Annotated in this window: 25 protein-coding genes; 15 read left to right on the top strand and 10 right to left on the bottom strand. The window is 73.1% G+C overall.

The features are described 5' to 3' along the window. Window positions 1-42 precede the first annotated feature (42 nt). From GD880_RS08875 to GD880_RS08855, 5 genes are all read left to right on the top strand, one after another. Entirely contained in the window at window positions 43-522 is a 480-nt protein-coding gene (locus tag GD880_RS08875) for an FHA domain-containing protein (RefSeq protein ID WP_152200508.1), read from the top strand. Beyond that, window positions 519-1310: a transcriptional regulator FtsR gene (ftsR, locus tag GD880_RS08870; protein WP_193314433.1), complete on the top strand. Its 792-nt coding sequence runs from the start codon at window positions 519-521 to the stop codon at window positions 1308-1310. Before GD880_RS08875 ends, ftsR begins: the two co-directional genes overlap by 4 nt. Before the next feature lie 59 nt (window positions 1311-1369). Next, window positions 1370-2050, top strand: a complete 681-nt coding sequence (locus GD880_RS08865; protein WP_226909497.1) for a bifunctional nuclease family protein — start codon at window positions 1370-1372, stop codon at window positions 2048-2050. 268 nt (window positions 2051-2318) lie between these two features. Then, on the top strand, window positions 2319-2840 hold the full coding sequence (locus GD880_RS08860; RefSeq protein WP_226909515.1) for a MerR family transcriptional regulator: 522 nt from the start codon (window positions 2319-2321) through the stop codon (window positions 2838-2840). A 149-nt stretch (window positions 2841-2989) separates the two neighbouring features. Further along, window positions 2990-4024, top strand: coding sequence for a quinone-dependent dihydroorotate dehydrogenase (locus GD880_RS08855; RefSeq protein WP_152231260.1), 1035 nt, complete (start codon window positions 2990-2992; stop codon window positions 4022-4024). Between the two features lie 73 nt (window positions 4025-4097). Here GD880_RS08855 and GD880_RS08850 read toward each other — a convergent pair whose 3' ends face one another. Continuing rightward, window positions 4098-5114, bottom strand: a complete 1017-nt coding sequence (locus tag GD880_RS08850) for an aldo/keto reductase family protein (protein WP_152231259.1) — start codon at window positions 5112-5114, stop codon at window positions 4098-4100. A 67-nt stretch (window positions 5115-5181) separates the two neighbouring features. Next, entirely contained in the window at window positions 5182-5763 is a 582-nt protein-coding gene (locus tag GD880_RS08845; protein ID WP_226909496.1) for a DUF3043 domain-containing protein, read from the bottom strand. Between the two features lie 112 nt (window positions 5764-5875). Between GD880_RS08845 and GD880_RS08840 the strand changes: the two genes are divergently transcribed. From GD880_RS08840 to GD880_RS08810, 7 genes are all read left to right on the top strand, one after another. Next, window positions 5876-7240 (top strand): dipeptidase, encoded by a 1365-nt coding sequence (locus GD880_RS08840; protein WP_152231257.1) that lies wholly within the window; start codon window positions 5876-5878, stop codon window positions 7238-7240. Between the two features lie 2 nt (window positions 7241-7242). Further along, window positions 7243-8454, top strand: coding sequence for a glycerate kinase (locus tag GD880_RS08835; RefSeq protein ID WP_193314432.1), 1212 nt, complete (start codon window positions 7243-7245; stop codon window positions 8452-8454). A gap of 162 nt (window positions 8455-8616) precedes the next feature. Then, window positions 8617-8967, top strand: coding sequence for an iron-sulfur cluster insertion protein ErpA (gene erpA, locus GD880_RS08830; RefSeq protein WP_152231255.1), 351 nt, complete (start codon window positions 8617-8619; stop codon window positions 8965-8967). 114 nt (window positions 8968-9081) lie between these two features. Further along, window positions 9082-10056 (top strand): FKBP-type peptidyl-prolyl cis-trans isomerase, encoded by a 975-nt coding sequence (locus GD880_RS21100; RefSeq protein WP_152231254.1) that lies wholly within the window; start codon window positions 9082-9084, stop codon window positions 10054-10056. Window positions 10057-10460: 404 nt separating this feature from the next. Beyond that, window positions 10461-11363, top strand: a complete 903-nt coding sequence (ctaC, locus tag GD880_RS08820; protein ID WP_226909495.1) for an aa3-type cytochrome oxidase subunit II — start codon at window positions 10461-10463, stop codon at window positions 11361-11363. Beyond that, window positions 11363-13141: an aa3-type cytochrome oxidase subunit I gene (gene ctaD, locus GD880_RS08815; RefSeq protein WP_152231253.1), complete on the top strand. Its 1779-nt coding sequence runs from the start codon at window positions 11363-11365 to the stop codon at window positions 13139-13141. The genes ctaC and ctaD overlap by 1 nt, the downstream gene beginning before the upstream one ends. After that, complete coding sequence (locus GD880_RS08810; RefSeq protein WP_226909494.1) at window positions 13138-13587, top strand: cytochrome c oxidase subunit 4; 450 nt, start codon at window positions 13138-13140, stop codon at window positions 13585-13587. The genes ctaD and GD880_RS08810 overlap by 4 nt, the downstream gene beginning before the upstream one ends. Before the next feature lie 485 nt (window positions 13588-14072). Here GD880_RS08810 and GD880_RS08805 read toward each other — a convergent pair whose 3' ends face one another. The 5 genes from GD880_RS08805 to ctaE form a co-directional block, all read right to left on the bottom strand. Further along, on the bottom strand, window positions 14073-14699 hold the full coding sequence (locus GD880_RS08805; protein ID WP_152231252.1) for a superoxide dismutase: 627 nt from the start codon (window positions 14697-14699) through the stop codon (window positions 14073-14075). A 206-nt stretch (window positions 14700-14905) separates the two neighbouring features. Then, complete coding sequence (gene qcrB, locus GD880_RS08800; RefSeq protein ID WP_152231337.1) at window positions 14906-16630, bottom strand: cytochrome bc1 complex cytochrome b subunit; 1725 nt, start codon at window positions 16628-16630, stop codon at window positions 14906-14908. A gap of 50 nt (window positions 16631-16680) precedes the next feature. Continuing rightward, window positions 16681-17739 carry a cytochrome bc1 complex Rieske iron-sulfur subunit gene (gene qcrA / locus GD880_RS08795; protein WP_193314431.1) on the bottom strand — a complete coding sequence of 353 codons (1059 nt, stop codon included), beginning with the start codon at window positions 17737-17739 and terminating at the stop codon, window positions 16681-16683. Further along, window positions 17736-18521, bottom strand: coding sequence for a cytochrome bc1 complex diheme cytochrome c subunit (qcrC, locus tag GD880_RS08790; RefSeq protein WP_152231250.1), 786 nt, complete (start codon window positions 18519-18521; stop codon window positions 17736-17738). The genes qcrA and qcrC overlap by 4 nt, the downstream gene beginning before the upstream one ends. Window positions 18522-18590: 69 nt before the next feature. Beyond that, window positions 18591-19232, bottom strand: a complete 642-nt coding sequence (gene ctaE / locus GD880_RS08785; RefSeq protein WP_152231249.1) for an aa3-type cytochrome oxidase subunit III — start codon at window positions 19230-19232, stop codon at window positions 18591-18593. A 362-nt stretch (window positions 19233-19594) separates the two neighbouring features. On the opposite strand from ctaE, the gene GD880_RS08780 reads away from it, so the two are divergent. Together GD880_RS08780 and trpD are read left to right on the top strand one after the other, a co-directional pair. Further along, window positions 19595-20029: a response regulator transcription factor gene (locus GD880_RS08780; protein ID WP_152231248.1), complete on the top strand. Its 435-nt coding sequence runs from the start codon at window positions 19595-19597 to the stop codon at window positions 20027-20029. Beyond that, a complete protein-coding gene (gene trpD, locus GD880_RS08775; protein ID WP_152231247.1) occupies window positions 20026-21102 on the top strand; it encodes an anthranilate phosphoribosyltransferase in 1077 nt (358 codons plus the stop codon). The genes GD880_RS08780 and trpD overlap by 4 nt, the downstream gene beginning before the upstream one ends. Window positions 21103-21247: 145 nt before the next feature. Here the strand turns inward: trpD and GD880_RS08770 are convergent, their stop codons facing one another. From GD880_RS08770 to GD880_RS08760, 3 genes are all read right to left on the bottom strand, one after another. Further along, window positions 21248-21526: an Lrp/AsnC family transcriptional regulator gene (locus GD880_RS08770; protein ID WP_152231246.1), complete on the bottom strand. Its 279-nt coding sequence runs from the start codon at window positions 21524-21526 to the stop codon at window positions 21248-21250. A gap of 35 nt (window positions 21527-21561) precedes the next feature. Then, window positions 21562-23340, bottom strand: coding sequence for a DEDD exonuclease domain-containing protein (locus GD880_RS08765; RefSeq protein WP_152231245.1), 1779 nt, complete (start codon window positions 23338-23340; stop codon window positions 21562-21564). Between the two features lie 113 nt (window positions 23341-23453). Next, window positions 23454-25328, bottom strand: a complete 1875-nt coding sequence (locus GD880_RS08760) for an AMP-dependent synthetase/ligase (RefSeq protein WP_152231244.1) — start codon at window positions 25326-25328, stop codon at window positions 23454-23456. Window positions 25329-25486: 158 nt separating this feature from the next. On the opposite strand from GD880_RS08760, the gene GD880_RS08755 reads away from it, so the two are divergent. Continuing rightward, window positions 25487-26425 carry an ROK family glucokinase gene (locus GD880_RS08755; RefSeq protein ID WP_152231243.1) on the top strand — a complete coding sequence of 313 codons (939 nt, stop codon included), beginning with the start codon at window positions 25487-25489 and terminating at the stop codon, window positions 26423-26425. Window positions 26426-26502: the final 77 nt, after the last annotated feature.

Here is a 26502-nt window from a genome sequence, read left to right as displayed (position 1 = left end):
TGACCGAGTGCGCCCTACCGCGCGACCCCAGGAGGCAGGCAGATGACCAGCACCCCGGAGCAGCCCGACCGCCCGGATGTCACCAGCACCGCCCGCTTCGGCGCGGTGGGCTACGAGGCCGACACCGAGCTCACGGCTCAGGGGATGGGCGTCGACGACGCCGCCGCCGTCGAGGCCCTGCCGCCGGCGTCGGCGCTGCTGATCGTCCAGCGCGGGCCGAACGCGGGCGCGCGCTTCCTGCTCGACGCCGAGCGCACCACCGCCGGCCGGCACCCCAGCTCGGACATCTTCCTCGACGACGTCACCGTCTCGCGCAAGCACGCCGAGTTCCTCGCGGTCGAGGGCGGCGGGTTCGCCGTGCGCGACGTCGGCAGCCTCAACGGCACGTACGTCAACCGCGAGCGGATCGACTCCGTGACGCTCCGCGCCGGCGACGAGGTGCAGATCGGCAAGTACCGCCTCACCTACCACCCGAGTCCCAAGCGGGGCGCCAGGCCGGCGGCGGGCGCGGACGCCAGGTGAGCCCCGCCGCGCAGCGCCGCCAGGCGCGCGAGCCCGACGACGCGGCGGAGCAGGCGGCGAGGGAGGGGCGCGACGACGGCCCGGTCTCCTGGCCGCCCGGGGTCTCCCACGAGCCGTCCATGAGCATCGGTGGCGTGCTGGCCGCGCTCAAGCCGGAATTCCCGGCGGTGACCATCTCCAAGCTGCGCTTCCTCGAGGAGCAGGGCCTGGTCGCGCCGCACCGCAGCGGGTCCGGCTACCGCATGTACTCACGTGCGGACGCCGAGCGGATCCGGTACGCCCTGACCGCCCAGCGCGACAGCTACCTGCCGCTGCGGGTCATCCGCGACCAGCTCGCCGACCTCGACGCCGGCCGCTCGGTGGAGCAGCCCGGCCGGGCGCGCGTCGTCACCCGCGACGGCGAGCTCGTCGTCCCGGCCCCGGGGGCCCGGGTGAGCGCCGCGGAGATCTGCGAGCTGACCGGCGCCACCGAGAGCGAGGTCGACGAGATGGCGCAGGCCGGGCTCGTCCTGGCCGACACCCGCGGGCGCTTCCCCGGCCGGGCGGTGCAGGTCGTCCAGGCCGTGCTGGCGCTGGCCCGGTTCGGGTTCAGCCCGCGTCACCTGCGCACCGTACGTACCAGCGCCGAGCGCGAGGCCGACCTCATCGACCAGGTCGTCGCCCCGCTCCGGGCCCAGCGCTCGGGTGCCGCGCGCGAGCGCAGCGCCGCCCAGGCGGCCGAGCTGGCCGAGCTCTACGCGCGCCTGCACGCCGAGCTGCTGCGCACCGCGGTGGACCAGCTGGGCTGACGTGCCCGGCCCCGCCGGTTCCGGGCGCGGCCCGACCCGGGGCGACGTACGGTTGCCGCATGCGCGAGATGGTGGTCCTCGGCGTGCGGGTGAGCGTGCCCGGCAACGAGGTGGTCGTGGTGCTCGGCGAGCCGGGAGGCGACCTGGTGCTGCCCATCGTCATCGGCCCGCGGGAGGGTGCCGCGATCGCCTCGGCGCAGGCCGGGCTCGTCCCGCCGCGCCCGCTCACCCACGACCTGCTCGTGTCCATCCTCGACAAGCTCGGGGTGCGGGTGGTGGAGGTGCGGGTGACCCACGTCCTCCACGGCATCTTCCACGCCGAGCTGGTCCTGGGGAACGGGTCCGTCGTCGACGCGCGGCCGTCCGACGCGATCGCGATCGCGCTGCGTGCCCACTGCCCGGTGCTCTGCGAGGAGAGCCTGCTGGCCCTGGCCGGGGTGCCGGTGGAGGACGCCGGGCTCGACGCCTCCGAGACCCGCGAGGCCGGCGCCGCGTCCGGGACGCCGCCGGCCGCCGCCGAGGCCTCGCCGGAGGTGCTGGAGGAGTTCCGCGTCTTCCTCGAGGGTGTCGAGCCGGAGGACTTCCAGAACCCCGGCAGTCAGCCCGAGCCGGGCGGGCAGGCAGGGGCCGGCCCCGAGAAGGGCCCCCGGCACCGGGCGCCGGACGCGTCCGAGGGGGGCAGTTCGGGCGAGGACGCCGCCGGGCCGGAAGACCCCGGCGAGGGCCCCGAGGAAACCTGAGGCTCGAGGTCCGATGTGATGTGGCTCAACCTGAGGTTGAGGTCAAGACACGCCGGGTCCGACACGCCGGCCCGACTCCGGGCGAGCCTCGTTGACCTCCCCAGGGGCGGGCCCTAGCGTGGGGCTCGTCGGAAAGCCGGGCACGAGTATCCTCAATGGGGGCGAGATTCCGGTGAATGACGACGGACAGCGACGAATGGAGATCCCTGTGAGCGGCACTGATGCGACGGCCGACGCCGTCCCCGGCGTCCCCCAGCGCGCCCAGGGCATGCTGTTCGGCGACACGCTCCCGGACCTCGACCAGGACACCGGCTACCGGGGGCCGACGGCCTGCCGCGCGGCCGGCATCACCTACCGCCAGCTCGACTACTGGGCCCGTACCGGCCTCGTCGAGCCCAGCATCCGCGGCGCGAAGGGCTCGGGCAGCCAGCGGCTGTACAGCTTCCGCGACATCCTCGTCCTGAAGGTCGTCAAGCGCCTGCTCGACACCGGCGTCTCCCTGCAGCAGATCCGGACGGCCATCACGCACCTGCACGAGCGCGGCGTCGACGACCTCGCGCAGATCACCCTCATGAGCGACGGCGCCTCGGTGTACGAGTGCACCTCCGCCGACGAGGTCATCGACCTCGTCCAGGGTGGCCAGGGCGTCTTCGGCATCGCGGTCGGCCGCGTGTGGCGCGAGGTCGAGGGCGAGCTGTCCCAGCTGCCCACCGAGCGGGCGCACGACGAGCCCCTCCCGGACGTCGAGGACGAGCTCGCCCGCCGGCGCGCCGCCCGCACCGCCGGCTGAGCGACACCCAGGGAATGCGAAGGCCCGTCCCGCCGGCAGGCGGAGGCGGGCCTCGTGCCTGCCCGCACCGGCCGGGCGTCTCGCGGCGCTGCGCCGCCGAGCCCCGGACGCCGCGCCGCCCCGTCGGGGGCCGCCGATAGGCTCGCGGGGTGTACCCCCTTCTCTTCCGCGCCGTCGCCGTGCGCCTGGACCCCGAGACCGCCCACCGGCTGGCGATGCGCCTCATCCGCACCGTGAGCCACGTGCCGGTGCTGTCCGACGCGGTGCGCGCCACCCTCGGCCGGCGCCCGGCCTCGCCGGTCCCGCCCGCGGCGGACGGCGGCCCGCTGGCCCGGGCGGTCCCGGGTCGCCTCGGCCTGGCCGCGGGCATGGACAAGGACGCCGACACGGTGCTCGGCATGGACATGCTCGGGTTCGGCTTCGTCGAGGTGGGCACCGTCACCGCGCTCGCCCAGCCGGGCAACGAGCGCCCGCGGCTGTGGCGGCACGTGGACCTGCGGGCGCTGCGCAACCGCATGGGCTTCAACAACCGGGGCGCCGCCGCGGCGGGGGAGGAGCTGCGCCGCCTGCGCGCCACCCGCCGCGGGCGCGCGGTGGTGGTCGGCGCGAACATCGGCAAGAGCAAGGTCACCCCGCTGGCCGACGCGGTGGACGACTACGTCACCAGCGCCCGGGCGGTGGCCCGCTGGGCGGACTACCTCGTCGTCAACGTCTCCTCGCCCAACACCCCGGGCCTGCGCGACCTCCAGGCCGTCGACGCGCTGCGCCCGATCCTCGCGGCGGTGCAGGCCGCGGCCGACGAGGCGGCCGGGCGGCGCGTCCCGCTGCTCGTCAAGATCGCGCCGGACCTGGCCGACGCCGACCTCGACGCCGTCGCCGACCTCGCCCTCGAGCTCGGGCTCGCCGGGGTGGTCGCCACGAACACCACCATCGCGCACGACCTGGGCCCCGGCGGGCTGTCCGGTGAGCCGCTGCGCGACCGTGCCCTCGCCGTCGTGCGCCGCCTGCGCGACCGCCTGGGGGAGGGGCCGGTCATCATCGGCGTCGGCGGGATCGCCTCGGTGGCCGACGCCGACGCGATGCTCGACGCCGGCGCCGACCTGCTCCAGGCCTACTCGGCGTTCATCTACCAGGGGCCGGCCTGGCCCGGCCGGGTCAACCGGGCACTGGCCGCCCGCCGGTAGCGCGCGGGCCGTTCGGCCCCTCACGGCGCCGAGCGCATCCGCGAGCGGCGAGCGCGGCAGCCGGAGGGCGGCGTCAGGTGGGGCGGCGGTGCGGGGCGTTCTCCCACGTCAGCCGGGGGTCGCGGACCACCTTGTCGCCCAGCACCTCGTCGATGCGGGTCATGGCCTCGCCCGGGATCGACACTCCGGCCGCCGCGGCGTTCTCCGCCACCTGCTCCGGGCGCGAGGCGCCGATGATCGCCGCGGTCACGTTCTCGCGCTGGAGCACCCAGGCGACGGCGAGCTGGGCCATGGTCAGGCCCAGCTCGGCGGCGATCGGCCGCAGGCCCTGCACGCGGGTGACGAGCTCGTCGTCGTCGAGGAAGCGGGAGATGAACCGCGCCCCGCCCTTGCGGTCCGTGGCCCGCGAGCCCTTCGGCGGCGCCTGGCCGGGACGGTACTTGCCGCTGAGCACCCCCTGGGCGACGGGGGAGAAGACGATCTGGGACATCCCCAGGTCGCGCGCGGTCGGCACGACCTCCGCCTCGATGACGCGCCAGAGCATGGAGTACTGCGGCTGGGAGGAGACGACCTGAAAGCCGAGGTCGCGCGAGAGGTCGTGGGCGTAGCGCAGCTGCTCGGCCGTCCACTCCGAGACCCCGACGTACAGCGCCTTGCCCTGGCGCACGACGTCGGCGAAGGCCTGCATCGTCTCCTCGATGGGCGTCTCGACGTCGTAGCGGTGCGCCTGGTAGACGTCGACGTGGTCGGTGCCCAGCCGCCGCAGGGAGGCGTCGATGGACTCCATGATGTGCTTGCGGGAGAGGCCGGAGTCGTTCGGGCCGCCCGGGCCGGTGGGCCAGTAGACCTTGGTGAGGATCTCGAGCGACTCCCGGCGCTGCCCCTTGAGGGCCTTGGCCAGCACCTTCTCGGCCTTGCCGTTCGCGTAGACGTCGGCGGTGTCGAAGGTGGTGATGCCGGCGTCGAGGGCGGCGTGCACGCAGGCGGTGGCGGCGTCCCGGTCGACCTGGGAGCCGTGGGTCAGCCAGTTCCCGTAGATGATCTCCGAGACCTTCAGCCCCGAGCGGCCCAGGAAGCGGTGGCTGACCATGTTCCCGATGCTAGGGGAGCGCCGGGCCCGGTGCCCGGTGCCCGGCCGACGGTGCGGTGAGCGCCGGTCAGGACGGGTACTGGCCCCGCTTGACCTGCGGCTTGGGCTGGCGCAGGCGCCGCCAGTAGAAGCTGCGCCCGAAGGCGTAGAAGCCCGTCCACGGCGGGATGTCCTTGTCGCCGAACTTCGCGCGGAGCCGGCGCTTGAGGAAGAACACCAGGATGAGCGAGTCGGCGATCGCGACGAGCAGCACCGCGTACATGCCCAGGACCATGACCTCGGCGAACTGCGGGAAGCGGCTCACGAACATCATCGCCACGATCATCAGCAGGGCGAAGGGCATGAAGAACTCCGCGATGGACCACCGCGCGTCGACGTACTCGCGGGCGTAGCGGCGGATCGGGCCCTTGTCCCGCACCGGCAGGTAGCGCTCGTCGCCGGTGATCATGGCCTGCCGCTGGCGCGCGTAGGCCTCGTTGCGCACCTCGCGGGCGCGGCGCTTGGCCTCCTTGCGGTCGTTGACGACGAGGGGACGTCGGTTCTGCGCCTCGGCGTCCTTGCGCTTCGGCGTGGGGCGCCCCTTGCCGCTCCGCGTTTCCTCGACGGAGGGCTCGGGCTCGGTGGGGGTGCTCTTGCGTCGTCCGATCACCCCAGCAGGATAGGCGAGCGCGGCCCTCCCTCGGGCCAGGAGCCGCCGGGCCGCCCGCCCCGTCGGTGCCGTGACCGCGGTGGGCCGCCCGCCCCCGGGTAACCTCGGCGCCGTGACCACCGTCGACGAGCTTGCCCGGCGCACCCGCGAGGCCTTTCCCCAGGTGCGCGCCGACCTCGAGGACCTCGTGCGCATCCCGAGCGTGTCCTCGCCCGCCTTCGACCAGGCGCACGTGCGCGCCAGCGCCGAGCGGGTCGCCCACCTGCTGCGCGACGCCGGCATGGCCCAGGTGGACGTGCTCGAGGTCGAGCTGCCGGACGGCGGGCGCGGCCGCCCCGCCGTCGTCGCCCACCGGGCCGGCCCCGAAGGCGCCCCCACCGTCCTGCTGTACGCCCACCACGACGTCCAGCCGCCGGGGGAGGCCGCGGGGTGGACCTCCGACCCCTTCGAGCCGGTCCAGCGCGGCGAGCGCCTCTACGGCCGCGGTGCCGCGGACGACAAGGCCGGGATCATGGCGCACGTCGGCGCGCTGCGGGTCCTCGGCGAGGACCTCGGCGTGGGGCTGACGGTCTTCGTCGAGGGGGAGGAGGAGATCGGCTCGCCGACCTTCACCCCGTTCCTCCACGCCTACCGCGACCGCCTGGCCGCCGACGTCATCGTCGTGGCCGACTCCAACAACTGGAAGGTCGGCGTCCCGGCGCTGACGACCTCCCTGCGCGGCCTGGTGGACTGCGAGGTCGAGGTCCGCGTGCTCGGTCACGCGGTGCACTCCGGGATGTTCGGCGGCCCGGTCCTCGACGCCGTCACCCTGATGAGCCGCCTGGTCGCCACCCTGCACGACGACGACGGCAACGTCACCCTGATGAGCCGCCTGGCCGCCCGCGAGCACGCCGACGTGGACTACCCGGAGGAGGAGCTGCGCGCCGACGCCTCCGTCGTCGAGGGCTACCGCCTGGCCGGCACCGGCCCGCTCGCGGCCCGGATGTGGACCAAGCCGGCGATCGCCGTCATCGGCCTGGACGCCACCAGCGTGGCGCACTCGTCGAACACCATCGCGCCGGTCTGCCGGGCCAAGCTGTCCATGCGCATCGCGCCGGGGCAGGACCCGGCCGAGGCGGAGCGGCTGCTGCACGAGCACCTGGTGGCTCACGCGCCCTTCGGCGCCCAGGTGACCGTGACCCCGGGGGAGCGGGGCCAGGCCTTCGACGCCACGGAGGACACCGAGGAGATGCGCAGCGCCCGGTGGGCCTTCCACCAGGCCTGGGGCCGTGAGCCGGTCGACATCGGCGTGGGCGGGTCCATCCCGTTCATCTCCGAGCTCCAGGAGGTCTTCCCACAGGCGAAGATCCTCGTCACCGGCGTGGAGGACCCGGACTCCCGGGCGCACAGCGAGGACGAGTCCGTGCACCTGGGCGAGCTGGAGAAGGTCGTGCTGGCCGAGGCGCTGCTGCTGGCCAAGCTGGCCCGCCAGGTCTGAGCGTGCGGGTGCTCCTGGCGCCGGACCGCTTCTCCGGCGCCCTGACGGCGGTCGCCGCCGCGCGGGCGCTGGCCCGCGGGTGGGCTGCGGGGGCGCCGGACGACGACCTCGTCGAGGCGCCGATGTCCGACGGCGCCGCCGGGTTCCTCGACGTCGTCGCGGCCGCCCGCGGTGGCACGCTCGTGCCCGCGACCGTGCCGGGCCCGCTCGGCGAGCCGGTGCCCGCCGCGGTGCTGCACGTGCCCGGCGCCGGCGGCGGCACCGCCTACGTCGAGGCCGACCAGGTGCTCGGCCGCCACCTGGTGGCCGAGCCGGACCGGCGCGCCGCGGCCACCACCGGCACCAGCGCCGGACTGGGCGCGCTGCTGGCCGCCGCGGTGCGCACCGGGGCGGGCCGGGTGGTCGTCGGCCTCGCCGCCGCGGCCGTGCACGACGCCGGCGCAGGGCTGCTCGCCGGCCTGGCCCGCGCGCTCGGCGTGGGCGGGTTCCCTGACGGCTTCGACCGGGGCGGGACGGCGCTGGCCACGCTGCCGCCCGTGCCCGCCGAAGCGGTGCCCGCGGTCCGCGCCGCGCTGGGCGGGGTCGACCTCGTGCTCGCGCTGGCGAACGACGTCCCGCTCCTCGGCCTGCACGGGGCCGGCGCGCTGCTCGGCCAGGACCCCGCGGTGGGCCCGGCGACGGCGCAAGAGCTCGAGCGCGCCGTCGGGCACGGCGCCGCCGTGCTCGAGCGGGCGGCGGCCGACGTCGCCGTGGCGCGCCCCGCGCTCGCCCTCGCCGGTGGCACGGGCGAACCGGCACGGACCCGGCTGGCCCGCCAGGAGGGCAGCGGCGCCGGGGGCGGCGCGGCGTTCGCGCTGCGCCTGCTCGGCGCCCGCGCCCTGCCCGGCGCGGAGGTCGTCGCCGACGCCGTCGGGCTCGCCGCACGGGTGAGCGAGGCGGACCTCGTCGTCACCGGGACCTCCGTGCTCGACGCCGCCGCCCTGACCGCCTCGGTCCCGGCCACGGTGGGCCGGCTGGCGCTGGTGCGGGGGGTGCCGGTGGTCGCCGTGGCCGAGGCGGTCGAGACCAGCCGCCACGAGGTCGCCCAGATCGGCGTGAGCGGGACCTACGCGCTGGTCGAGCGCCGGCGGGGGCGGCCCGCGCCGGGCCCGGTGACGCCGGTGGCGCGGCTGGAGGAGCGCGCGGCGCGCCTCGCCCGCACCTGGTCGACCTGACGTCCGCGGTCCCGCCGCCGTGGCCCCCGCCACCCGCGGGATCCGTGCACGAACGGGGCCGGAGGACGTACATTGCTGGCCAAGGACGTACGCTGGCGGAACAAGGCCGTCCCGGGCATGGTTCGACTTGTCGAGACGTCCATCGACGAAGCGGAGAGACGAATGAGCGAGACCACCGAGGTCGCCACCCACGGCGTGGAGCTGACCGACGTCGCGGCGAACAAGGTCAAGACGCTGCTCGAGCAGGAGGGCCGCGACGACCTTCGCCTGCGGGTGGCCGTGCAGCCGGGCGGCTGCTCGGGCCTGATCTACCAGCTGTACTTCGACGAGCGCCTGCTCGACGGGGACGCCATCCGCGACTTCGGCGGCGTGGAGGTCGTCGTGGACCGCATGAGCGTGCCTTACCTCGAGGGCGCCACCATCGACTTCGCGGACACCATCGAGAAGCAGGGCTTCACGATCGACAACCCCAACGCCACCGGCTCCTGCGCCTGCGGCGACTCCTTCCACTGATCGACTGACCGGCGTCAGTCGTCGTCCCGCGGCCCCGTGCCGGACCACCGGTGCGGGGCCGCAGCCATGCCCGGGACCGCCCGGGAGCACCACCCGAACCCGACTGGAGATCCTGTGCGCCGTCGCTCTGCCGTCCTGACCTCGCTCGCCGTCGCCGCGGCCCTCACGCTCGCCGGGTGCTCCGGCAGCTCGACGCCCGAGCCGAGCGCCTCGGCGTCGGAGAGCGCCTCCGCGGCGGCGACGCCGGCCGGCACCGAGCTGCCCACGGTGGAGGGCGCGTTCGGCGAGGACCCGAAGATCACCTTCCCGGGCACCGGGGCGCCGGCCGACCTCAAGGTCGAGGTGCTTCATGCCGGTGACGGCGCCGAGGTCGGCGCCGACGACTACGTGGTGGCGAACTACAAGGGCCAGGTGTGGGACGTCGACAAGGCCTTCGACAGCTCCTTCGACCGCGGCGCGCCCGCGGGCTTCAGCCTCAACGCCGTCATCAAGGGCTGGAAGCAGGGCCTGACCGGCACGCACGTGGGCGACCGGGTGCTGCTCTCCATCCCGCCCGACCTGGGCTACGGCGAGCAGGGTGCCGGGCAGGACATCCCCGGCGGCTCGAGCCTCGTCTTCGTCGTCGACGTCGTCGAGGCCTACGGCAAGAACGCGGCGGGCCAGGCCGACGCGAAGCCGGTCGAGCCGGCGCCGGACCTGCCCGTGGAGATCACCGGCAACCTCGGCGCGCCGGCGGAGGTGCGCGTCAAGGACGGCGCGCCCGAGCCGACCAAGCCCACCGCCACCGTAATCGCCACGGGCACCGGCGAGGCCGTCCCGGAGACGCCCGGCACCACCATGCTGCTCCAGCTCGCCGAGACCGCCTGGGACAACAGCGTGTCGAACTCGACCTGGAAGACGTCGGGGCCGACGGACGAGGTGAAGGTGGGCGCCGGCGGCATCTTCGACCAGCTGGTCGGCGTGCCGGTGGGCTCTCGGGTCGTGCTCCAGCTGCCCGCCACCGAGGGCTCGGCCAGCGCCAGCGCCGCCCCGGCGTTCGCCGGCGTCGTCGACATCGTCGGCGTCGTCCCCGTCCCGGCCACCAAGTAGCCGGCGCGCCACCCGGCGGGCGCGCTGGCGCCGGGTCCGGTCGCCCGGTTCCGGGGGCGCCGACAAGCCCGGTGCCGCTCGGCCCCGGGTGAGTCGACACGCCCGACCCCCGGGTGAGTCGACACGCCCGACCCTGCTCGGCCCCGTCCCCGCGTCGCGGGGACGGGGCCGTCGTGGCTCTCCCGTCGGAACCGGACAATCGGGGACGAACCGGCTGGATCTATCTGACGATTCGTCAACACCGCCGTCCCATCCGCGTCGTGGCGGGCGCGACCAGGCGCGAAACCCCGGTAGTGTGAGCCCGAAGGACGTTGGTCCTGGGACTTGCTGCGCGCGCCCACGCGCGCCGGGTCCCGGAGGCCGACCCACCAGTACCACAGCACCGCGTCGGAAGGTCAGATCCCGTGCGATCACCGTCTCTCAACCAGGGCAAGCGCCTCGGGCGCTCCCTGGTCCTCGCCGTAGGGGTGGCGCTCGTCGCCGCCGCCTGCGCCCCTGCGAACCAGTTCCCGAGCGAACCGGGCAAGGGCGTCGACGTCGGCTTCCTCCCGAGCGAGCGGGGCCTGACCAACCACACCGCGGCGGTCATCGACCTGTGGAACGGGTCCTGGATCGCCGCCCTCGCCGTCGGCGTCCTCGTGTGGGGCCTGACGATCTGGTGCGTCATCGCCTACCGCAAGCGCAAGAACGACAACCAGCTGCCCGTGCAGCTGCGCTACCACGTGCCGCTGGAGCTGATGTACACGGTGGTGCCGATCCTCATGATCGGGACGCTGTTCTTCTTCTCCAGCCGGGTGCAGGGCGCGGTGACGGACGTCAGCGCCAAGCCCGACCAGCAGATCGAGGTCTACGGCAAGCAGTGGAGCTGGGACTTCAACTACCTCACCGAGGACACGCACTTCTCCGGCGAGCGGGTGGCCCTCACCGGTAAGCCGGGGGTGGAGGAGACCCTGCCCACGCTCTACCTGCCGGTCAACGAGAACGTGGAGTTCACGATCAAGTCCCGCGACGTCGCGCACTCGTTCTGGATCCCGGCGTTCCTCTACAAGCTCGACGCCATCCCCGGGCGGGAGAACCACTTCCAGGTGACCCCGCAGAAGGAGGGCGTCTACTCGGGTAAGTGCGCCGAGCTCTGCGGCGAGTTCCACTCCGAGATGCTCTTCAACGTCGCGGTCGTCGACCGTGCCACCTTCGACAACAAGATGAACGAGCTGCGGCAGGCGGGCCAGACCGGCCGCCTGGGTGACGAGCTCAACCGCCAGTACAACGTTGCCGGGGCCAACCCCCGCGAAGGGAGTCAGCACTGATGGCGGCCACCATCGAGGCCCGCCCGGAGATCGTGCCGGGGCTTCGCCCCCAGAAGCAGAGCCTGGGCAAGATCCTGGTCTCGTGGATGACCTCCACGGACCACAAGACGATCGGGTACATGTACCTGATCACGTCGTTCCTCTTCTTCATGATCGGCGGCGTGCTGGCCCTGCTCATCAGGGCCGAGCTGTTCGAGCCGGGCATGCTCCTGCAGTCCAAGGAGCAGTACAACCAGCTGTTCACCATGCACGGCACGATCATGATGCTGCTGTTCGCGACGCCGCTGTTCGTGGCCTTCGGCAACATCCTCGTGCCGGTGCAGATCGGCGCGCCGGACGTGGCCTTCCCGCGGCTGAACATGTTCGCCTACTGGCTCTACGTGCTGGGCGGTCTCATCACCATCGGCGGGTTCCTCACCCCCAAGGGCGCGGCGTCCTTCGGCTGGACCGCTTACACCCCGCTGTCGAGCGAGACCTTCTCCCCGGGCCTGGGCGGTGACCTGTGGGTCCTCGGCCTGGCGATGACCGGCTTCGGCACCATCTTCGGCTCCGTCAACTTCATCGCCACGATCATCACCATGCGCGCCCCGGGCATGACGATGTTCCGGATGCCGATCTTCACCTGGAACATCCTCATCACGTCGATCCTGGCGCTCATGGCGTTCCCGGTGCTGGCGGCGGCGCTGTTCGGCCTGGCCTTCGACCGCGTGCTGGGCGGCCAGATCTACAACCCGGACGCCGGCGGGTCGATGCTCTTCCAGCACCTGTTCTGGTTCTTCGGCCACCCCGAGGTGTACATCATCGCGCTGCCGTTCTTCGGCATCGTCTCCGAGATCATCCCGGTCTTCTCCCGCAAGCCGATCTTCGGCTACAAGGGCCTCGTCTACGCCACCATCGCCATCGCGGCCCTGTCGGTGACCGTGTGGGCACACCACATGTTCACCACCGGCGGCGTCATGCTGGACTTCTTCTCGCTGATGACCATGACGATCGCCGTGCCGACGGGCGTGAAGTTCTTCAACTGGATCGGCACCATGTGGCGCGGCAAGCTCACCTTCGAGACGCCGATGCTGTACACGCTCGGCTTCCTGGTGACATTCCTCTTCGGCGGGCTGACGGGCATCATCATGTCCAGCCCGGCGATGGACTTCCAGATCCACGACAGCTACTTCATCGTCGCCCACTTCCACTACGTCGTCTTCGGCACCGTGGTCTTCGCGATGTACGCGGGTTTCTACTTCTGGTGGCCGAAGTTCACCGGCCGCATGCTCGACGAGAGGCTCGGCAAGATCCAGTTCTGGCTGCTGTTCATCGGCTTCCACGCCACGTTCCTCATCCAGCACTGGCTCGGGGCGCAGGGCATGCCCCGCCGGTACCCGGACTACATGCCCGAGGACGGGTTCACCCTGTACCACCAGATCTCCACGATCGGGTCGGTCATCCTCGCGGCGTCCACGCTGCCGTTCCTGTGGAACGTCTACAAGACCCAGCGCGGCCCGCGCACGGTCTTCGTCGACGACCCGTGGGGCTTCGGCCAGTCGCTCGAGTGGGCGACCGCCTCGCCCTTCCCGCGGCACAACTTCACCCAGCTGCCCCGCATCCGCTCCGAGCGGCCCGCGTTCGACCTGCACCACCCCGAGGTCGCGGCGCTCGACCACGCCGAGCCGAACCGCGACGTGCTCGACGCGGTCTACGCCGGCGCGGAGCGTGAGGGCCGTGCCACGGTGATCGAGGAGCGCGTCCAGCGCCGTCAGGGCGACGAGGGAGGGGTCCGATGAGCAAGGATCACGCGGGCGGCCACGCCCAGCAGGAGCAGACCAAGCCCATGCGGGTGGAGGCGTGGCTGCTCAGCGCCGGTGTGCTCTTCTTCGTGCCGCTCGGCATCGTCTACGGGTACGTCGCGGAGTGGGAGCCGGTCGGCACCGTGGGCTTCTTCCTCCTCGGCGGCATGTTCGCCCTGGCGGGCGGCTACATGTGGCTGACGGCGCGCCGGGTCTCCCCGCGTCCGGAGGACAACCCCACGGCGGACATCGAGGAGCGCGCCGGTGACGTCGGCACGTTCGCCCCGCACAGCTGGTGGCCGTTCGTCATGGGCGTGGGCGTCGCCATCGCGTTCCTCGGTGTGGCGATCGGCTGGTGGCTCACCGGCATCGGCGCGATCATCGCGCTGGTGGCCGTGGCGGGTCAGCTCACCGAGTTCTCCCGCGGCCTGCACGCGCACTGACGCGTCGGCCGCACTCCGAAGGTCCCCGGGCGTACGCCCGGGGACCTTCGTGCATCCTGGGGCCCCTCCGGCGGCGGTGGACGGTCCCGGGGTCAGCGCCGCCGGCGACGGACGGTCCCGGCGTCCGCGGGGCGGGGCCGCCGTGCCCCTGGGGCGGCGACGGCGTCGTCGGACCCCGGCTCGCGCGTACGCCCCACGCCCGGCAGGGAGCTGCGATGGTCCGACGGAGGGAGCGCGGGCCGCGGGGCCGCGGCCCCCGACGAGCGCACGAGCCCGATATGTGTCGTACGAGCCGTACGAGCCGTACGAGCCGTACGAGCTGTACGAGCCGTACGAGCCCCGGGAAGCGGCGAACCGGCCGTGCCCGGCCGTCCCGCCATCTGGGTGCGGCAAGGCCCCCAGGATCGCTCCCGGGGGCCTTGCTGACGTCGTCACGGGCGGGCGCCATCACGAGGTGCGCGCGCCCGGCCGGTCCGCCGGATCGATCAGGCGGGGACGATCAGGCCAGACGCCTGCGTCGTGGCCTTGCTCAGGCGGGCGGCGACGTCCTGCCAGTTCACGATGTTCCAGAACGCCTTGACGTAGTCCGCCTTGACGTTGAGGTAGTCCAGGTAGAACGCGTGCTCCCACATGTCCAGCTGCAGCAGCGGGATGGTGCCGACCGGCACGTTGTTCTGCTGGTCGAACATCTGGAAGATGACCAGCCGCCCGGAGACGGAGTCGTAGGCGAGCACGGACCAGCCGGAGCCCTGGATCGCCGTGGCGTTGGCGGTGAAGTGGTTCTTGAACTTCTCGAAGTCGCCGAAGGAGTCCTTGATGGCCTCGGCGACCTCGCCCTCGGGCTCGCCGCCGCCGCTGGGGGAGAGGTTGTTCCAGAAGATGGTGTGGTTGATGTGCCCGCCGAGGTTGAACGCCAGGTTCTTCTCGTGCAGGTTCACCGCGGCGAGGTCGCCGGAGTCCCGGGCCTCGGCGAGCTTCTCCAGCGCCGTGTTGGAGCCCGCCACGTACGTCGCGTGGTGCTTGTCGTGGTGCAGCTCCATGATCTTGCCGCTGATGTGCGGCTCGAGGGCGCTGTAGTCATAGGGGAGGTCGGGAAGGGTGTAGACAGCCATGAATCTCCTCCTGGTAGGTGCCCGCGCCGAGATGACGCCGGCAGGGGGTGTTTCGTCCCGGGATGAACCCGGTCACAAGGGACAACCTATTCCGTCCCGCCCTGTTCCCGCGTGTTCGCCAAGTGAGACCGCCGACGAAGTGGGGGAACGACGACGGCGGCCGGCTCCCTTCCGGGAGCCGGCCGCCGTCGGGCGCAGCGGGACGCTCAGTCGTTCTGGCTGGACCGCGACAGGACCGCGACCGAGCTGCTGGCGGGGATGCCGGGGTCGTGGTGCTCGCGAGGCGCCTCGAGCTCGACCTCCAGGCCGCCGCCGCGGACGTGACGCGCGGGGCCGTCGTCGCCCTCGATCTCGCCGACGTGGTGCACGGCGACCAGCTCGGACGGCGTCACGGGCTCGACCCGGTCCTCGTAGAAGAAGCGGGAGAGCTTGTGCCGACGCAGGTCCTTCTTGTACCCGGGCCGGTCCACGCCGTTGCGGTCGGTGGCCGGCTCGATCTCGATCGGGCGGCGCGGCTCGTGGGCCACGAGGATCCACCGCTCGTACTCGTCGAGCGGCTTGTGGACCTCCATGAAGGCGCCGTTGGGCAGCTGGACGACGCGGCCGGTCTCGTACCCGTGCAGGGCGAGCTCGCGGTCGCGGCGCTGCAGCGCCAGGCAGGCGCGCTTGGTGATGATGAAGGCGATCACCGGGCCGACGAAGAACAGCACCCGGAACGTCCACGTGATGTCGTTGATCGACAGGTGGAAGTGGGTGGCGATGAGGTCGTTGGACCCGGCCGCGACGAGGATGAGGAACTCGGTGAGGATCGCCACGCCGATGCCGGTGCGGACCGGGACGTTGCGCGGGCGGTCGAGCACGTGGTGCTCGCGCTTGTCGTGGGTGGCGGCCGCCTCGATGAACGGGTACAGCGCGAGCAGCCCGAACAGGATGCCCGGCACGACGACGCCCGGGATGAGGATGTTCAGCGGCAGCGTGTAGCCGCCGATGACGACCTCCCAGCCGGGCATGAGCCGCAGCGAGCCCTCGAGGAACAGCATGTACCAGTCGGGCTGGGCGCCGGCGGAGACCGGGGAGGGGTCGTACGGGCCGTAGTTCCACACGTTGTTGATGGACATGAACGTGCCCATCAGCGCCAGGAAGCCGAAGACGATGAAGAAGAACCCGGCCATCTTGGCGACGTACACCGGGAAGGCGGGGTAGCCGACGACGTTGTTGTCGGAACGGCCCGGCCCGGGGTACTGGGTGTGCTTGTGCACGACCATCAGGATGAGGTGCACGGTCACCAGGGCGATGATCAGGCCCGGGATGAGCAGGATGTGCACCGTGAACAGGCGCGGGATGATGTCCATGCCCGGGAACTCGCCGCCGAAGAGGCCGTAGCTCACGTACGAGCCGATGATCGGGATGGCGCGGGCCACGCCGTCGGCGATGCGCAGGCCGTTGCCGGAGAGCACGTCGTCGGGGAGCGAGTAGCCGGAGAAGCCGGCGAGCAGGCCCATGATCAGCAGCGTGAAGCCGACGAGCCAGTTCACCTGGCGCGGCTTGCGGAACGCGCCGGTGAAGAAGACGCGGAACATGTGCACCACGATGCCGCCCATGAACAGCAGGGCGGCCCAGTGGTGCATCTGCCGCATGAGCAGGCCGCCCTTGACCTCGAAGGACAGGTGCAGCGTCGAGGCGAACGCCGCCGACATGCCCACGCCCTGCATCGAGGCGGGCAGCGCGTCCTCGGGGTAGGTGACGTGCTGCATCGACGGCTCGAAGAACATCGTCAGGAAGATGCCGGTGAGCACCAGCACGACGAAGCTCCAGAGCGCGATCTCGCCGAGCAGGAAGGACCAGTGCTCGGGGAAGATCTTGCGGGCCAGGAACTTGACGGCCTTGCCGGCGCCGACGTTGCTGTCGAGGTAGTCGGCGGTTGCCCTCATCGGCTTGGACGGCTTGTACCCGCCGGTACCGGCGCGGGTGGCGGTGGTGCTCACTTGAGACGCTCCCAGTAGCTCGGGCCGATCGGCTCGGTGAAGTCGCTGCGCGCGACGAGGTAGCCCTCGGTGTCGACGGCGATGGGCAGCTGCGGCAGCGGCCGCTTGGCCGGGCCGAAGACCACCTTGGCCTCGTCGGCGACGTCGAACGTGGACTGGTGGCACGGGCACAGCAGGTGGTGGGTCTGCTGCTCGTAGAGGGCCACCGGGCAACCGACGTGCGTGCAGATCTTGGAGTAGGCGACGATGCCGTCGTAGGACCAGTCGGCCCGCTCGGGGCTCTCCTTGAGGATGCGCGGGTCGAGACGGATCAGCAGGACGACGGCCTTGGCCTTCTCCTCGTAGTAGTCCGGCTGTCCCTCGCTCAGCCCCTGCGGGATGACGTGGAACACGGACCCGATGGTGACGTCCGAGGCCTTGATGGGGGTGTCCTCGGGGTCACGCGCGAGCCGGCGGCCCTTGGAGCCGTCGGGCAGCGTGCCGTAGGTGCCGTCCGGGGTCTCGCCCCAGATGGTGTGCTTGAACTTCGAGACGTTCCAGTCCCCGCCGAGGTTGCCCACCAGCGGGACGAGGATCGGCAGCGGGGCCAGGGCCGCGGCGCCGGCCAGGGCGCCCTTGAGCACCGGGCGGCGGGCGATGCCCGAGTCGTTGACGCCGTCGACCATCATCTGGGCGGCGACCTCGCGGGTCTCGTCGTCGGAGCGCTGCGGGTGGCGCAGCTCGACCCGCTCGACGTTGTTCATCAGCGACTTGGCCCAGTGGATCGCCGCGACGCCGATGCCGAGCATGCCGACGCCGATGCCGGCGCCCAGCACGATGGTGGAGAGCCGCACGCTGCCCACGGTGCCGTCCAGCGGCAGGGCGAAGTAGCCCACCAGGGCGCCGATGGAGGCGAGGATCGACAGGGTGAAGAGCAGGGCGACGATGCGCTCGGCCCGCTTGTTGGCCGCCGCGTCGACGTCGGTCAGCCGGGGGAGATGCTCCTCGAGCCCGGGGTTCTCGAACCGGTCCGCCACCTCCGGCGCCCGGGTGACGTTGTACTGGTTGATGCTCACGACGACCTCGCTCCGATCCACACGGCCATGCCGATGAGGCCGCCGATGCCGATGACAAACGCCCAGATGGCCTCGGACACCGGTCCGAGCGACCCGAGGTTGGCGCCGCCCGGGGAGGGCTCACGCTGCTCCATGAGGTAGGCGATGATGTCCTGCTTGCCCTGGGGGCTGATGTTCGCCTCGTTGAACACGGGCATGGACTGCGGCCCGGTGAGCATGGCCTCGTAGATCTGGGTCGGCGTCGACTCGTACAGGGGCGGGGCGTACTTGCCCTCGCTCAGCGCGCCACCGGCGCCGACGGCGTTGTGGCACATCGCGCAGTTGGTGCGGAACAGGGCCATGCCGGTCGCGGGGTTGCCGCCGGCGGGGTCCACCTGGTCGGCGGCGGGCACCGCGGGCCCGGGGGCGAGGGAGGCGACGTAGGCCGCGAGCTGGGCCGTCTGCTCCTCGTTGAACTGCGGCGTCTTCTTCTCGGCCTGCGGCGAGTTGTTCGCCATCGGCATGCGGCCGGTCGAGACCTGGAAGTCGACCGACGCCGCACCCACGCCGATGAGCGAGGGGGCCACGTCCGTGCCCTCGGCGTTCAGGCCGTGACAGGTGGAGCAGTTGGCCTGGAACAGGGCCCTGCCCTGCTGGATGTCCTGCGCGTTGGCCGTAGGCTGCTGCGCCTCCGCTGGGCGGGGGGCGAGCACGGCGTAGAGCGCGCCGGTCAGGATCAGGGCGAGCAGCACAAGGACAGCCGGTGCGTACCGGCTCCTTCTGCTGGCGGCGAGTGCCTTCACGATGGTGGTTCCTCGTTCGGGTTGGGTGGGGCGGGCGGGAAGCGGTGAGCCCGGGGACGGGCCCGGCCACTACCGCAGGACGTAGATGATGAAGAACAGGGCGATCCAGACGACGTCGACGAAGTGCCAGTAGTACGACGTGACGACCGCGCTGCCCGCCTCGAGGTGGCCGAACCGCCGGGCGGTGAACGCCCGGCCGAGGACGAACAGGAAGGCGATGAGCCCGCCGGTGACGTGCAGGGCGTGGAAGCCGGTGGTGATGTAGAACACCGAGCCGTAGGAGCTCGAGGCGATCGTCACGCCGTGCTCGACGAGCTCGGTGTACTCCGTGACCTGCCCGGCGACGAAGAAGGCGCCCATGAGGAAGGTCAGCGCGTACCACTCGATCATGCCCCAGCGCGCCACGTTGAAGATGGAGCCGGTCCGCGAGGCCTGGAAGCGCTCGGCGGCGAAGACGCCCATCTGGCAGGTGACGGAGCTGAGCACCAGGACCGTGGTGTTCGCGGCCGCGAACGGGAAGTTCAGCACGCTCGCGGCGTCGGTCCACGCCTCCGGCCCGGCGACGGACCGGTGCGTGAAGTACATGGCGAACAGGCCAGCGAAGAACATCAGCTCGCTGGAGAGCCAGACGATGACGCCGACCGACAAGGTGTTCGGTCGCGTCACCGAGACGTGGGCAGCACTCGGGGCAGCAGCAGTGGTTGACGACACGCTGTCATTATGGCCCAGGTCGGAGGCCGGATCGCCAGTTGTCCGGCCCTGCGCGTCGCGGAATCGCCCACGACGAGCCTAGTTCCGGGAAAAGTCACCGACCCGCGACGTTGGTCCCGCCGCGTCGGTGTCCGGTTCGTCCGGTACGGGCGGCGTGCGGCCGCGCGGGGGCGCTCCCCGGAAACCCGCCGAACGGGCGGTGATCCGTCGCCACGAGGACCCGCCAGCGGGCGGCGCCGGGGGGCTGCGGCTGTGAGCACTAGCATGACCCCCAGGACGGTGACGTGCGCGCCTGCCGCCCGTGACCACACATGCCGGCGCGGCCCCTGGGCCGGCCGCGGGACCCTGCCTGGAGGACGAGGATGACCAGCACCGAGACCGCATCTGCCCCTACGGCGGACGAGACGGGGACGGTCGACCTGCTGATCTACAGCGACGACGTCGACACCCGCCGGGCGGTGATCGAGGGGGTGGGCCGGCGCGCCGCGAAGGGGCTGCCCCGCATCCGCTGGACCGAGGCCGCCACACACGCGGGCGTGCTGCAGAAGGTCGCCGAGCACGACTTCGCGATCCTCGTGCTCGACGGCGAGGCCGCCAAGGTCGGCGGCATGGCGGTGAGCCGCCAGCTGAAGAACGAGGTCTACAACTGCCCGCCGATCCTCATCCTCACCGGGCGGCCACAGGACGCCTGGCTGGCCACCTGGGCGGAGGCCGACGCGATCGTGCCGGCTCCGCTCGACCCGATCGAGCTCCAGGAGGCGGTGGCCCGCCTGCTGCGCGGGCGGGTCGCCAAGTGAGCGCGGGGCAGCGCCGTCCCGAACCGACCTGGCCGGGGCTGCTCGTGCAGCTCGTCAACCGGCACGACCTCTCCACCGCGGAGACGGCCTGGGCGATGGACCAGGTCATGGAGGGGCTGACCTCCCCGACCGTGCTGGCCGGGTTCCTCGCGGCGCTGGCCACCAAGGGCATGACGGTGGACGAGCTGCGGGGCCTGGCCGACGCGATGCTCGACCACGCCCTGCCGATCGACGTGCCCTCCGACGTCGTCGACATCGTCGGCACCGGCGGGGACCGCCTGCACACCGTGAACATCTCGACGATGGCCTCGCTGGTCATCGCGGGCGCGGGCGTGGGCGTGGTCAAGCACGGCAACCGCGCGTCGAGCTCGTCCTCGGGCTCGGCCGACGTGCTCGAGGCCCTCGGTGTCGACCTCAACCTCGAGATCCCGCGCGTGGAGCAGGTCTTCGCCGAGCTCGGCATCACCTTCTGCTTCGCGAACCTCTTCCATCCCTCGATGCGCCACGCCGCGGTCACCCGCAAGGAGCTGGCGATCGGCACCGCGTTCAACCTGCTCGGGCCGTTGACCAACCCGGCCCGCCCGCGCGCCGGCGCGATCGGCGTCTCCGACGCCGCGGCAGCGCCGCTGGTGGCCGGGGTGCTCGCCGAGCGGGGCACCAGCGCGCTGGTGTTCCGCGGCCAGAACGGGCTCGACGAGCTGAGCACGACGGTGCTCAACGAGGTCTGGGAGGTTCGCGACGGCGCCGTCACCGCGCACACCCTGGACGCCGTCGCCGAGCTCGGCCTGGCACCGGCGACGGTGGCGGACCTGCGCGGCAAGGACGCGGCGTACAACGCCGGGGTGGCCCGCGAGGTGCTGGGCGGCGCGGGTGGCCCCGTGCGCGAGGCCGTGATGCTCAACGCCGCCGCGGCGTTCGTGGCGGAGGGGTCCCTGCCGGGGACCTCCGGCGACGCGCCGCTGCCCGCCCGGCTGGCGGCCGGTCTGGAGCACGCGGCCCGCTCGCTCGACTCCGGCGCCGCCGCCGACGTGCTGCAGCGCTGGGTGGCGCTGACCCAGCCCGCCGCGCGCTGACCCGCCGCCCGGGCGGGTCGCCGGCCGCGCGGTCGGCTGCCTGCCGAGGACGGATGTGCCCCGGCTCCTCACGGAGCCGGGGCACTCGCGCGTCCGCGGACTCTCCGGCGGCCCGGGATCGGTCCGGGACGGCCGGGGCCCGTGATCAGTCCAGGCCGATGTGGAACGCCTGCTCCAGGTCGTGCTGGGAGTAGGCCTGGAAGGCGATGTAGGTCTTCATGCCGCGCACGCCGTCGACCTTGCCGACGTGGTCGGCCACGACCCGGGCGAGGTCCTCGTGCTCGCGCACCCGGGCGATCGCGATGAGGTCGACGTCGCCGGTGACCGAGTACACCTCGCTGATGCCCTCGAGGTCCGCGACCTCCTGGGCGACCTCGGGGATGCGGGCGACGTCGGCGTCGATGAGCACGATGGCGGTGAGCATGTTCACTCCTTGAGTGTTCGGAAATCTCGCTCCCATCATCCTCTGGCCGGCAGGGGGTGTCGTGCCGCCCCGCGCACCGGGCACGCGAGCGGCACCTCGCCCTCCTCGAGATGGACCAGGCGCACCCCGGGCTGCTCCAGCCAGCCGGCGACCAGCTCGGTCTCCTCCACCGGGGCCGCGCCGCACGCCGCCTCCGGGGCGGGCACCGCCTCGCCGCTGGCCCGCAGGGCCGCCACCACCGGCATGGGGTCCGCCCCGCGCGGGGTCACCGCGGTGCCGGCCAGGCGGCCGTGGCGCACCAGCACCAGCTCCCACCCGCCGGCGTCCCGGCGGCGGGCGGCGACGAGCTCCGGGGTGGTCACCAGGGGGCGCAGCCGCTCGGTGCGGCGGGCCCCGGCGAGCAGGGCGTGCAGTCGGTCGCGCTGGGTCGCGGCCTCCTCGTAGCGCTCCTGCGCGGCGAGCTGGCGGATCTTCCCGTGCAGGACGGCCACGACGTGGTCGACGTCGGCGCCGAGCGTGGCCCGGGCGCCGGCGACGACGGCGGCGTAGGCCGCGGCGTCCTGCCCGCCGGTGCACGGGGCGCCGCAGCGGCCCATCTCCGCCAGCGCGCAGGCGCTGGCGGTCGGCCGGGGCGCGAGCGGCAGCCGGGTGGTGCACCGGCGCACCGCCACCGCCTCCTGGACCGCCTCCAGCGCCTCCGTGGCGGCCCGCTGGGAGGTGAAGGGGCCCAGCGCCTGCCCGAGGTGGCGCGCCGGCAGGCGGCGCACCACGCTCAGCCGGGGGTACGGCTCGTCGGTCAGCCGCAGCCAGGGGCGCCGCTCCGGGCGGCGGGAGCGACGGTTGTACGGCGGGTCGAGCTCGGCGATGAGCCGGATCTCGCGCACCTGCGCCTCGAGCACGGTGGCGCAGGGGACGGTGCGCACGCCGGTGGCGATGTCGAGCATCTCCCCGATGCGGGCCCGCTTCTCGGCGGCGGTGAAGTAGCTGCGCACCCGGCGGTGCAGGTCCGCGGCGGTGCCGACGTAGAGCACCGTCCCGTCCGGGCCGACGAACTGGTACACGCCCGGGGTGTGCGGGAGCCCGTCCGCCATCGTCGCCTTGCGCCGGCGCCGTTGAGGCACCGGGTCGGCGGCGGTGCGCAGGTCCTCCAGGTGGGTGACGCCCAGCGGCGCCAGCCGGCCCAGCAGCGCGTGCAGGACGTCGACGGTGGCCCGGGCGTCGTGCAGCGCCCGGTGGTCCGGCGTCACCGCCGTGGAGAACAACGCCGCGAGCGTGCCGAGCTTGTGATTAGGGGCCTCGTCCTTGGTGACGATGCGTCGGGCGAGCTTGACGGTGTCGACGATCGGCGGCCGCGGCCAGGCCAGCCCCATCCGCTCGGTGGCGTGGCGCAGGAAGCCCGCGTCGAAGCCGGCGTTGTGGGCCACGAAGACGGCGCCGCGGTCCAGGCCGGCGAACTCGAGGAACGCCGGCAGCACCTCGGTGATCGGGGGCGCCTGGATGACCATGGCGTTGGTGATGCCGGTGAGGACGGTGATGGTCGGCGGGATCGGCACGCCGGGGTTGACCAGCGTCTGGAACTCGCCGAGCACCTCCCCGCCGCGCACCTTCACCGCCCCGATCTCGGTGATCTCCGCACCGGCGGGCGAGCCGCCGGTGGTCTCGAGGTCGGTGACGACGAAGGTCACCTCGTGCAGCGGGGTGCCCAGGTCGTCCAGGCCGAGCTGGACGGGCCTGCCCTGCCCGGTGGCCGCGCGGGTGGCGTCGTCGAGCGGGAGACGGCCGCCGGGGGCCACGTCGAGGAGCGAGCGCTGCATGAGCGGCACGCTACGTCCCGGCACCGACATCGCCGGTGAGGCCACCGCGGCGTGGCCGCCCGGACGGCCGCGCGCCGCACCGGGCGCAGGGGCCCTGCGCGGCGCCTACCGGCTCAGCTCGCCGCCTCGGCGGCGCCCTGGGCCGCCTCGGCGGCGCGCTGGGCCGCGGCGGCGGCGCGCTGGGCCGCGGCGCCGGCGTACAGGTCCTCCACGGTGTCGGCGTGGTCGGCGAGCACCGCGTCCCGCTTCACCTTGAGCGAGGGGGTGAGGTAGCCGTTCTCGACCGTGAAGTCCGTCGTGAGGACGCGGAACTGGCGGATGGACTCGGCCCGCGAGACCTTGGCGTTGGCCCGGTCGATGGCGAGCTGGAGGTGCTCGCGGACGAACGGGTCGGCCGCCGCCCGCTCGACGGTCAGCGCCGGGCGGCCGTGGTTGGCCAGCCATCCCGGGAGCATCTCGCCGTCGAGGGTGATCAGGGCCGCGACGTAGGGCCGGTGGTCGCCGACCACGACGCACTGGGAGACGATCGGGTGGGCCCGGATGGAGTCCTCGAGCGGGGCCGGCGCGACGTTCTTGCCGCCGGCCGTGACGATGATCTCCTTCTTCCGGCCGGTGATCCGCAGGTACCCGTCCTCGTCCATCGAGCCCAGGTCGCCGGTGTGGAACCACCCGTCCACGATCGCCGCCGCGGTGCCCTCCGGGTTGTTGCGGTACCCGCGGAAGACGGGGATGCCCCGCACGAGGATCTCGCCGTCGTCGGCGATCCGGACGGCGGTGCCCGGCAGGGGTGGGCCGACCGTGCCGATCTTGATCTTCTCGGGCCGGTTGACGTTGGTGGGTGCGGTGGTCTCGGTCAGCCCGTAGCCCTCGAGGACGGTCAGGCCGAGACCGCGGTAGAAGTGCCCCAGCCGCTCCCCGAGCGGGGCGCCGCCGGAGACGGCGTAGGTGGCCTGGCCGCCCATCGCCGCGCGGATCTTGGCCAGGACGAGCCGGTCCGCCACCCGGTGCTGCAGCGCCAGGGCCGGGCGCGGGCCGCCGGTGTCCAGCGCGCGGGAGTAGGCGATGGCCACCCGGGCGGCCCAGCGGAAGATCCGCAGCTTCAGCCCGCCGCCGGTCTTCTGCTCGGCGCCGTTGTAGACCTTCTCCCACACCCGCGGCACCGAGAGGATGAAGGTGGGCCGGAAGGTGGCGAAGTCCGCCACCGCCTGCTTGGTGTCGGGGGTGTGGCCCAGCGGGGTGCCGGCGAGGAGGACGAGGACCTCCACGAACCGGGCGAAGACGTGGGCCAGCGGCAGGAAGAGCAGCGAGCGGGCGCCCGGCTGCTCGAAGACCTCCCGGATGGCGTCGATGGCCTCCAGCCCGAGCAGGACGAAGTTCCCGTGGGTGAGCTCGGCGCCCTTGGGGCGCCCGGTGGTGCCGGAGGTGTAGATGATCGTCGCGAGGTCGTCGAGGCCCACCGCCGCCCGGCGCGCCTCCAGCGCGGCGTCGGGCACGTCCCGGCCGAGCTCGGTGAGGGTGGCCAGGGCGCCGTCGTCGATGCGCCACACCGGGCCGAGCGCCGGCAGGCCGCCGTCGACCGCCCGCGCCGCCTCCACGGTGGCGGCGTTGTCCGCGTTCTCGACGACGACGGCGCGGGCGCCGGAGTCGGAGAGGATCCAGTGCGCCTGCTCGGGCGAGCTGGACTCGTAGATCGGGACGGGCACGGCGCCGGCGTGCCAGGCGGCCAGGTCGAGCAGCGTCCACTCCAGCCGGGTGCGGGACATGATGGCCACCGTGTCCCCGGCCCCGATGCCGGCCGCCATGAGCCCCTTCGCGAGCTCCTCGACCCGCGCGAGGGTCCAGGCCGCGTCGTGCGCCACCCAGGCGCCGTCGACCTGCTCCTCGTAGAGCACCTGCTGGGGCCGGAGCCGCGCGTGGTCGACGAGGTAGTCGGTGATGCTGCGGCTCGGGTCGACCTCGACCCGGCGCGGCATGCGGAACTCGTCCATGCTGTCTCCATCGGCAGGCGGATCAGTGCAGGTCGCGACAGCGTACCGGCCCGGTCCGACGGCCCGGCGCGGGTTGGGGACGCCCGGCGTGGCGATTCCCCCGTGGCGGCCGGACCGGCGACGATCGGGCGGAGCGGGATTTCGACGAGAGGTGAGGCATGGACGCCATCGGCGTGGACATCGGCGGCACCAAGATCGCGGCCGGGGTGGTGGACGGCGCCGGTGCCCTGCGCGCGCAGCGGCGCTACGACACCGACCCCACCGACCCCGTCGCCATCGAGAGCGCGGTGATCCGCGCGGTGAACGAGCTGCGCGCCGAGCACGACGTGGTCGCCGTCGGGGTGGCCGCCGCCGGGTACGTCAGCCCGCAGCGCGACGGCATGGTCTTCGCGCCCAACATCGCCTGGCGCGACTACCCGCTACGCGACCGGCTCGCCGCCGGGATCGGCCTGCCCATGGTCATCGAGAACGACGCCAACGCCGCCGGCTGGGCCGAGTTCCGCTTCGGCCGGGGCCGGCACGCCGAGCACATGGTCATGCTCACGGTGGGGACCGGGCTCGGCGGCGCGATTATCGTCGACGGCAGGCTCCTGCGGGGCGCCTTCGGCGCGGCCGGGGAGATCGGCCACATGCAGATGGTGCCGAACGGCCGCTACTGCGGCTGCGGGCACGAGGGCTGCTGGGAGATGTACGGCTCGGGGCGCGCCCTGACCCGGGCCGCCCGCGCGGCCGCCGTCGCCTATCCCGACCGGGCCCGCGCCATCGTCGAGCTCGCCGGCGGGCCCGCGCAGAAGATCAGGGGCCCGCACGTCACCCAGGCCGCGCAGGCCGGTGACCCCCTCGCCGTCGAGCTGCTCGCCGAGCTGGGCACCTGGCTGGGCGCCGGCATCTCCGACCTCGCCGCGATCGTCGACCCCGAGCTCGCGGTCATCGGCGGCGGCGTCGCCGCCGCGGGGGACCTCCTCCTCGAGCCGGCGCGGGAGTCCTTCGGTCGCCACCTCACCGCCCGCGGCTTCCGGGGCGAGCTGACGATCCACCTCGCCGAGCTGGGCAACGAGGCCGGGATCGTGGGCGCCGCGGACCTCGCGCGCACCTGAGCCGGCCGGCGAAGCCGGCCGGGCTCCGGACCCGGCCGAGCCGGCGTCGACCCGGCCGGGCCTTCTCAGGCCACCGC

The sequence above is a fragment of the Georgenia ruanii genome, from assembly GCF_009193175.1.
Classification (GTDB): Bacteria; Actinomycetota; Actinomycetes; order Actinomycetales; family Actinomycetaceae; genus Georgenia; species Georgenia ruanii.
Note: the sequence above shows the minus strand (reverse complement) of the source record. Positions and strands in the feature narration are given on the sequence as shown.

Coding starts and splice junctions, on each gene's coding strand:
- GD880_RS08875 (WP_152200508.1), top strand. CDS start 43: ATGACCAGCACCCCGGAGCAGCCCGACCGCCCGGATGTCACCAGCACC.
- GD880_RS08755 (WP_152231243.1), top strand. CDS start 25,487: ATGGACGCCATCGGCGTGGACATCGGCGGCACCAAGATCGCGGCCGGG.
- ctaD (WP_152231253.1), top strand. CDS start 11,363: ATGGCGGCCACCATCGAGGCCCGCCCGGAGATCGTGCCGGGGCTTCGC.
- GD880_RS08780 (WP_152231248.1), top strand. CDS start 19,595: ATGACCAGCACCGAGACCGCATCTGCCCCTACGGCGGACGAGACGGGG.
- GD880_RS08865 (WP_226909497.1), top strand. CDS start 1,370: ATGCGCGAGATGGTGGTCCTCGGCGTGCGGGTGAGCGTGCCCGGCAAC.
- GD880_RS08810 (WP_226909494.1), top strand. CDS start 13,138: ATGAGCAAGGATCACGCGGGCGGCCACGCCCAGCAGGAGCAGACCAAG.
- GD880_RS08770 (WP_152231246.1), bottom strand. CDS start 21,526: ATGCTCACCGCCATCGTGCTCATCGACGCCGACGTCGCCCGCATCCCC.
- GD880_RS08860 (WP_226909515.1), top strand. CDS start 2,319: ATGCTGTTCGGCGACACGCTCCCGGACCTCGACCAGGACACCGGCTAC.
- GD880_RS08805 (WP_152231252.1), bottom strand. CDS start 14,699: ATGGCTGTCTACACCCTTCCCGACCTCCCCTATGACTACAGCGCCCTC.
- erpA (WP_152231255.1), top strand. CDS start 8,617: ATGAGCGAGACCACCGAGGTCGCCACCCACGGCGTGGAGCTGACCGAC.
- GD880_RS08760 (WP_152231244.1), bottom strand. CDS start 25,328: ATGGACGAGTTCCGCATGCCGCGCCGGGTCGAGGTCGACCCGAGCCGC.
- GD880_RS08765 (WP_152231245.1), bottom strand. CDS start 23,340: ATGCAGCGCTCGCTCCTCGACGTGGCCCCCGGCGGCCGTCTCCCGCTC.
- qcrB (WP_152231337.1), bottom strand. CDS start 16,630: ATGAGGGCAACCGCCGACTACCTCGACAGCAACGTCGGCGCCGGCAAG.
- GD880_RS08850 (WP_152231259.1), bottom strand. CDS start 5,114: ATGGTCAGCCACCGCTTCCTGGGCCGCTCGGGGCTGAAGGTCTCGGAG.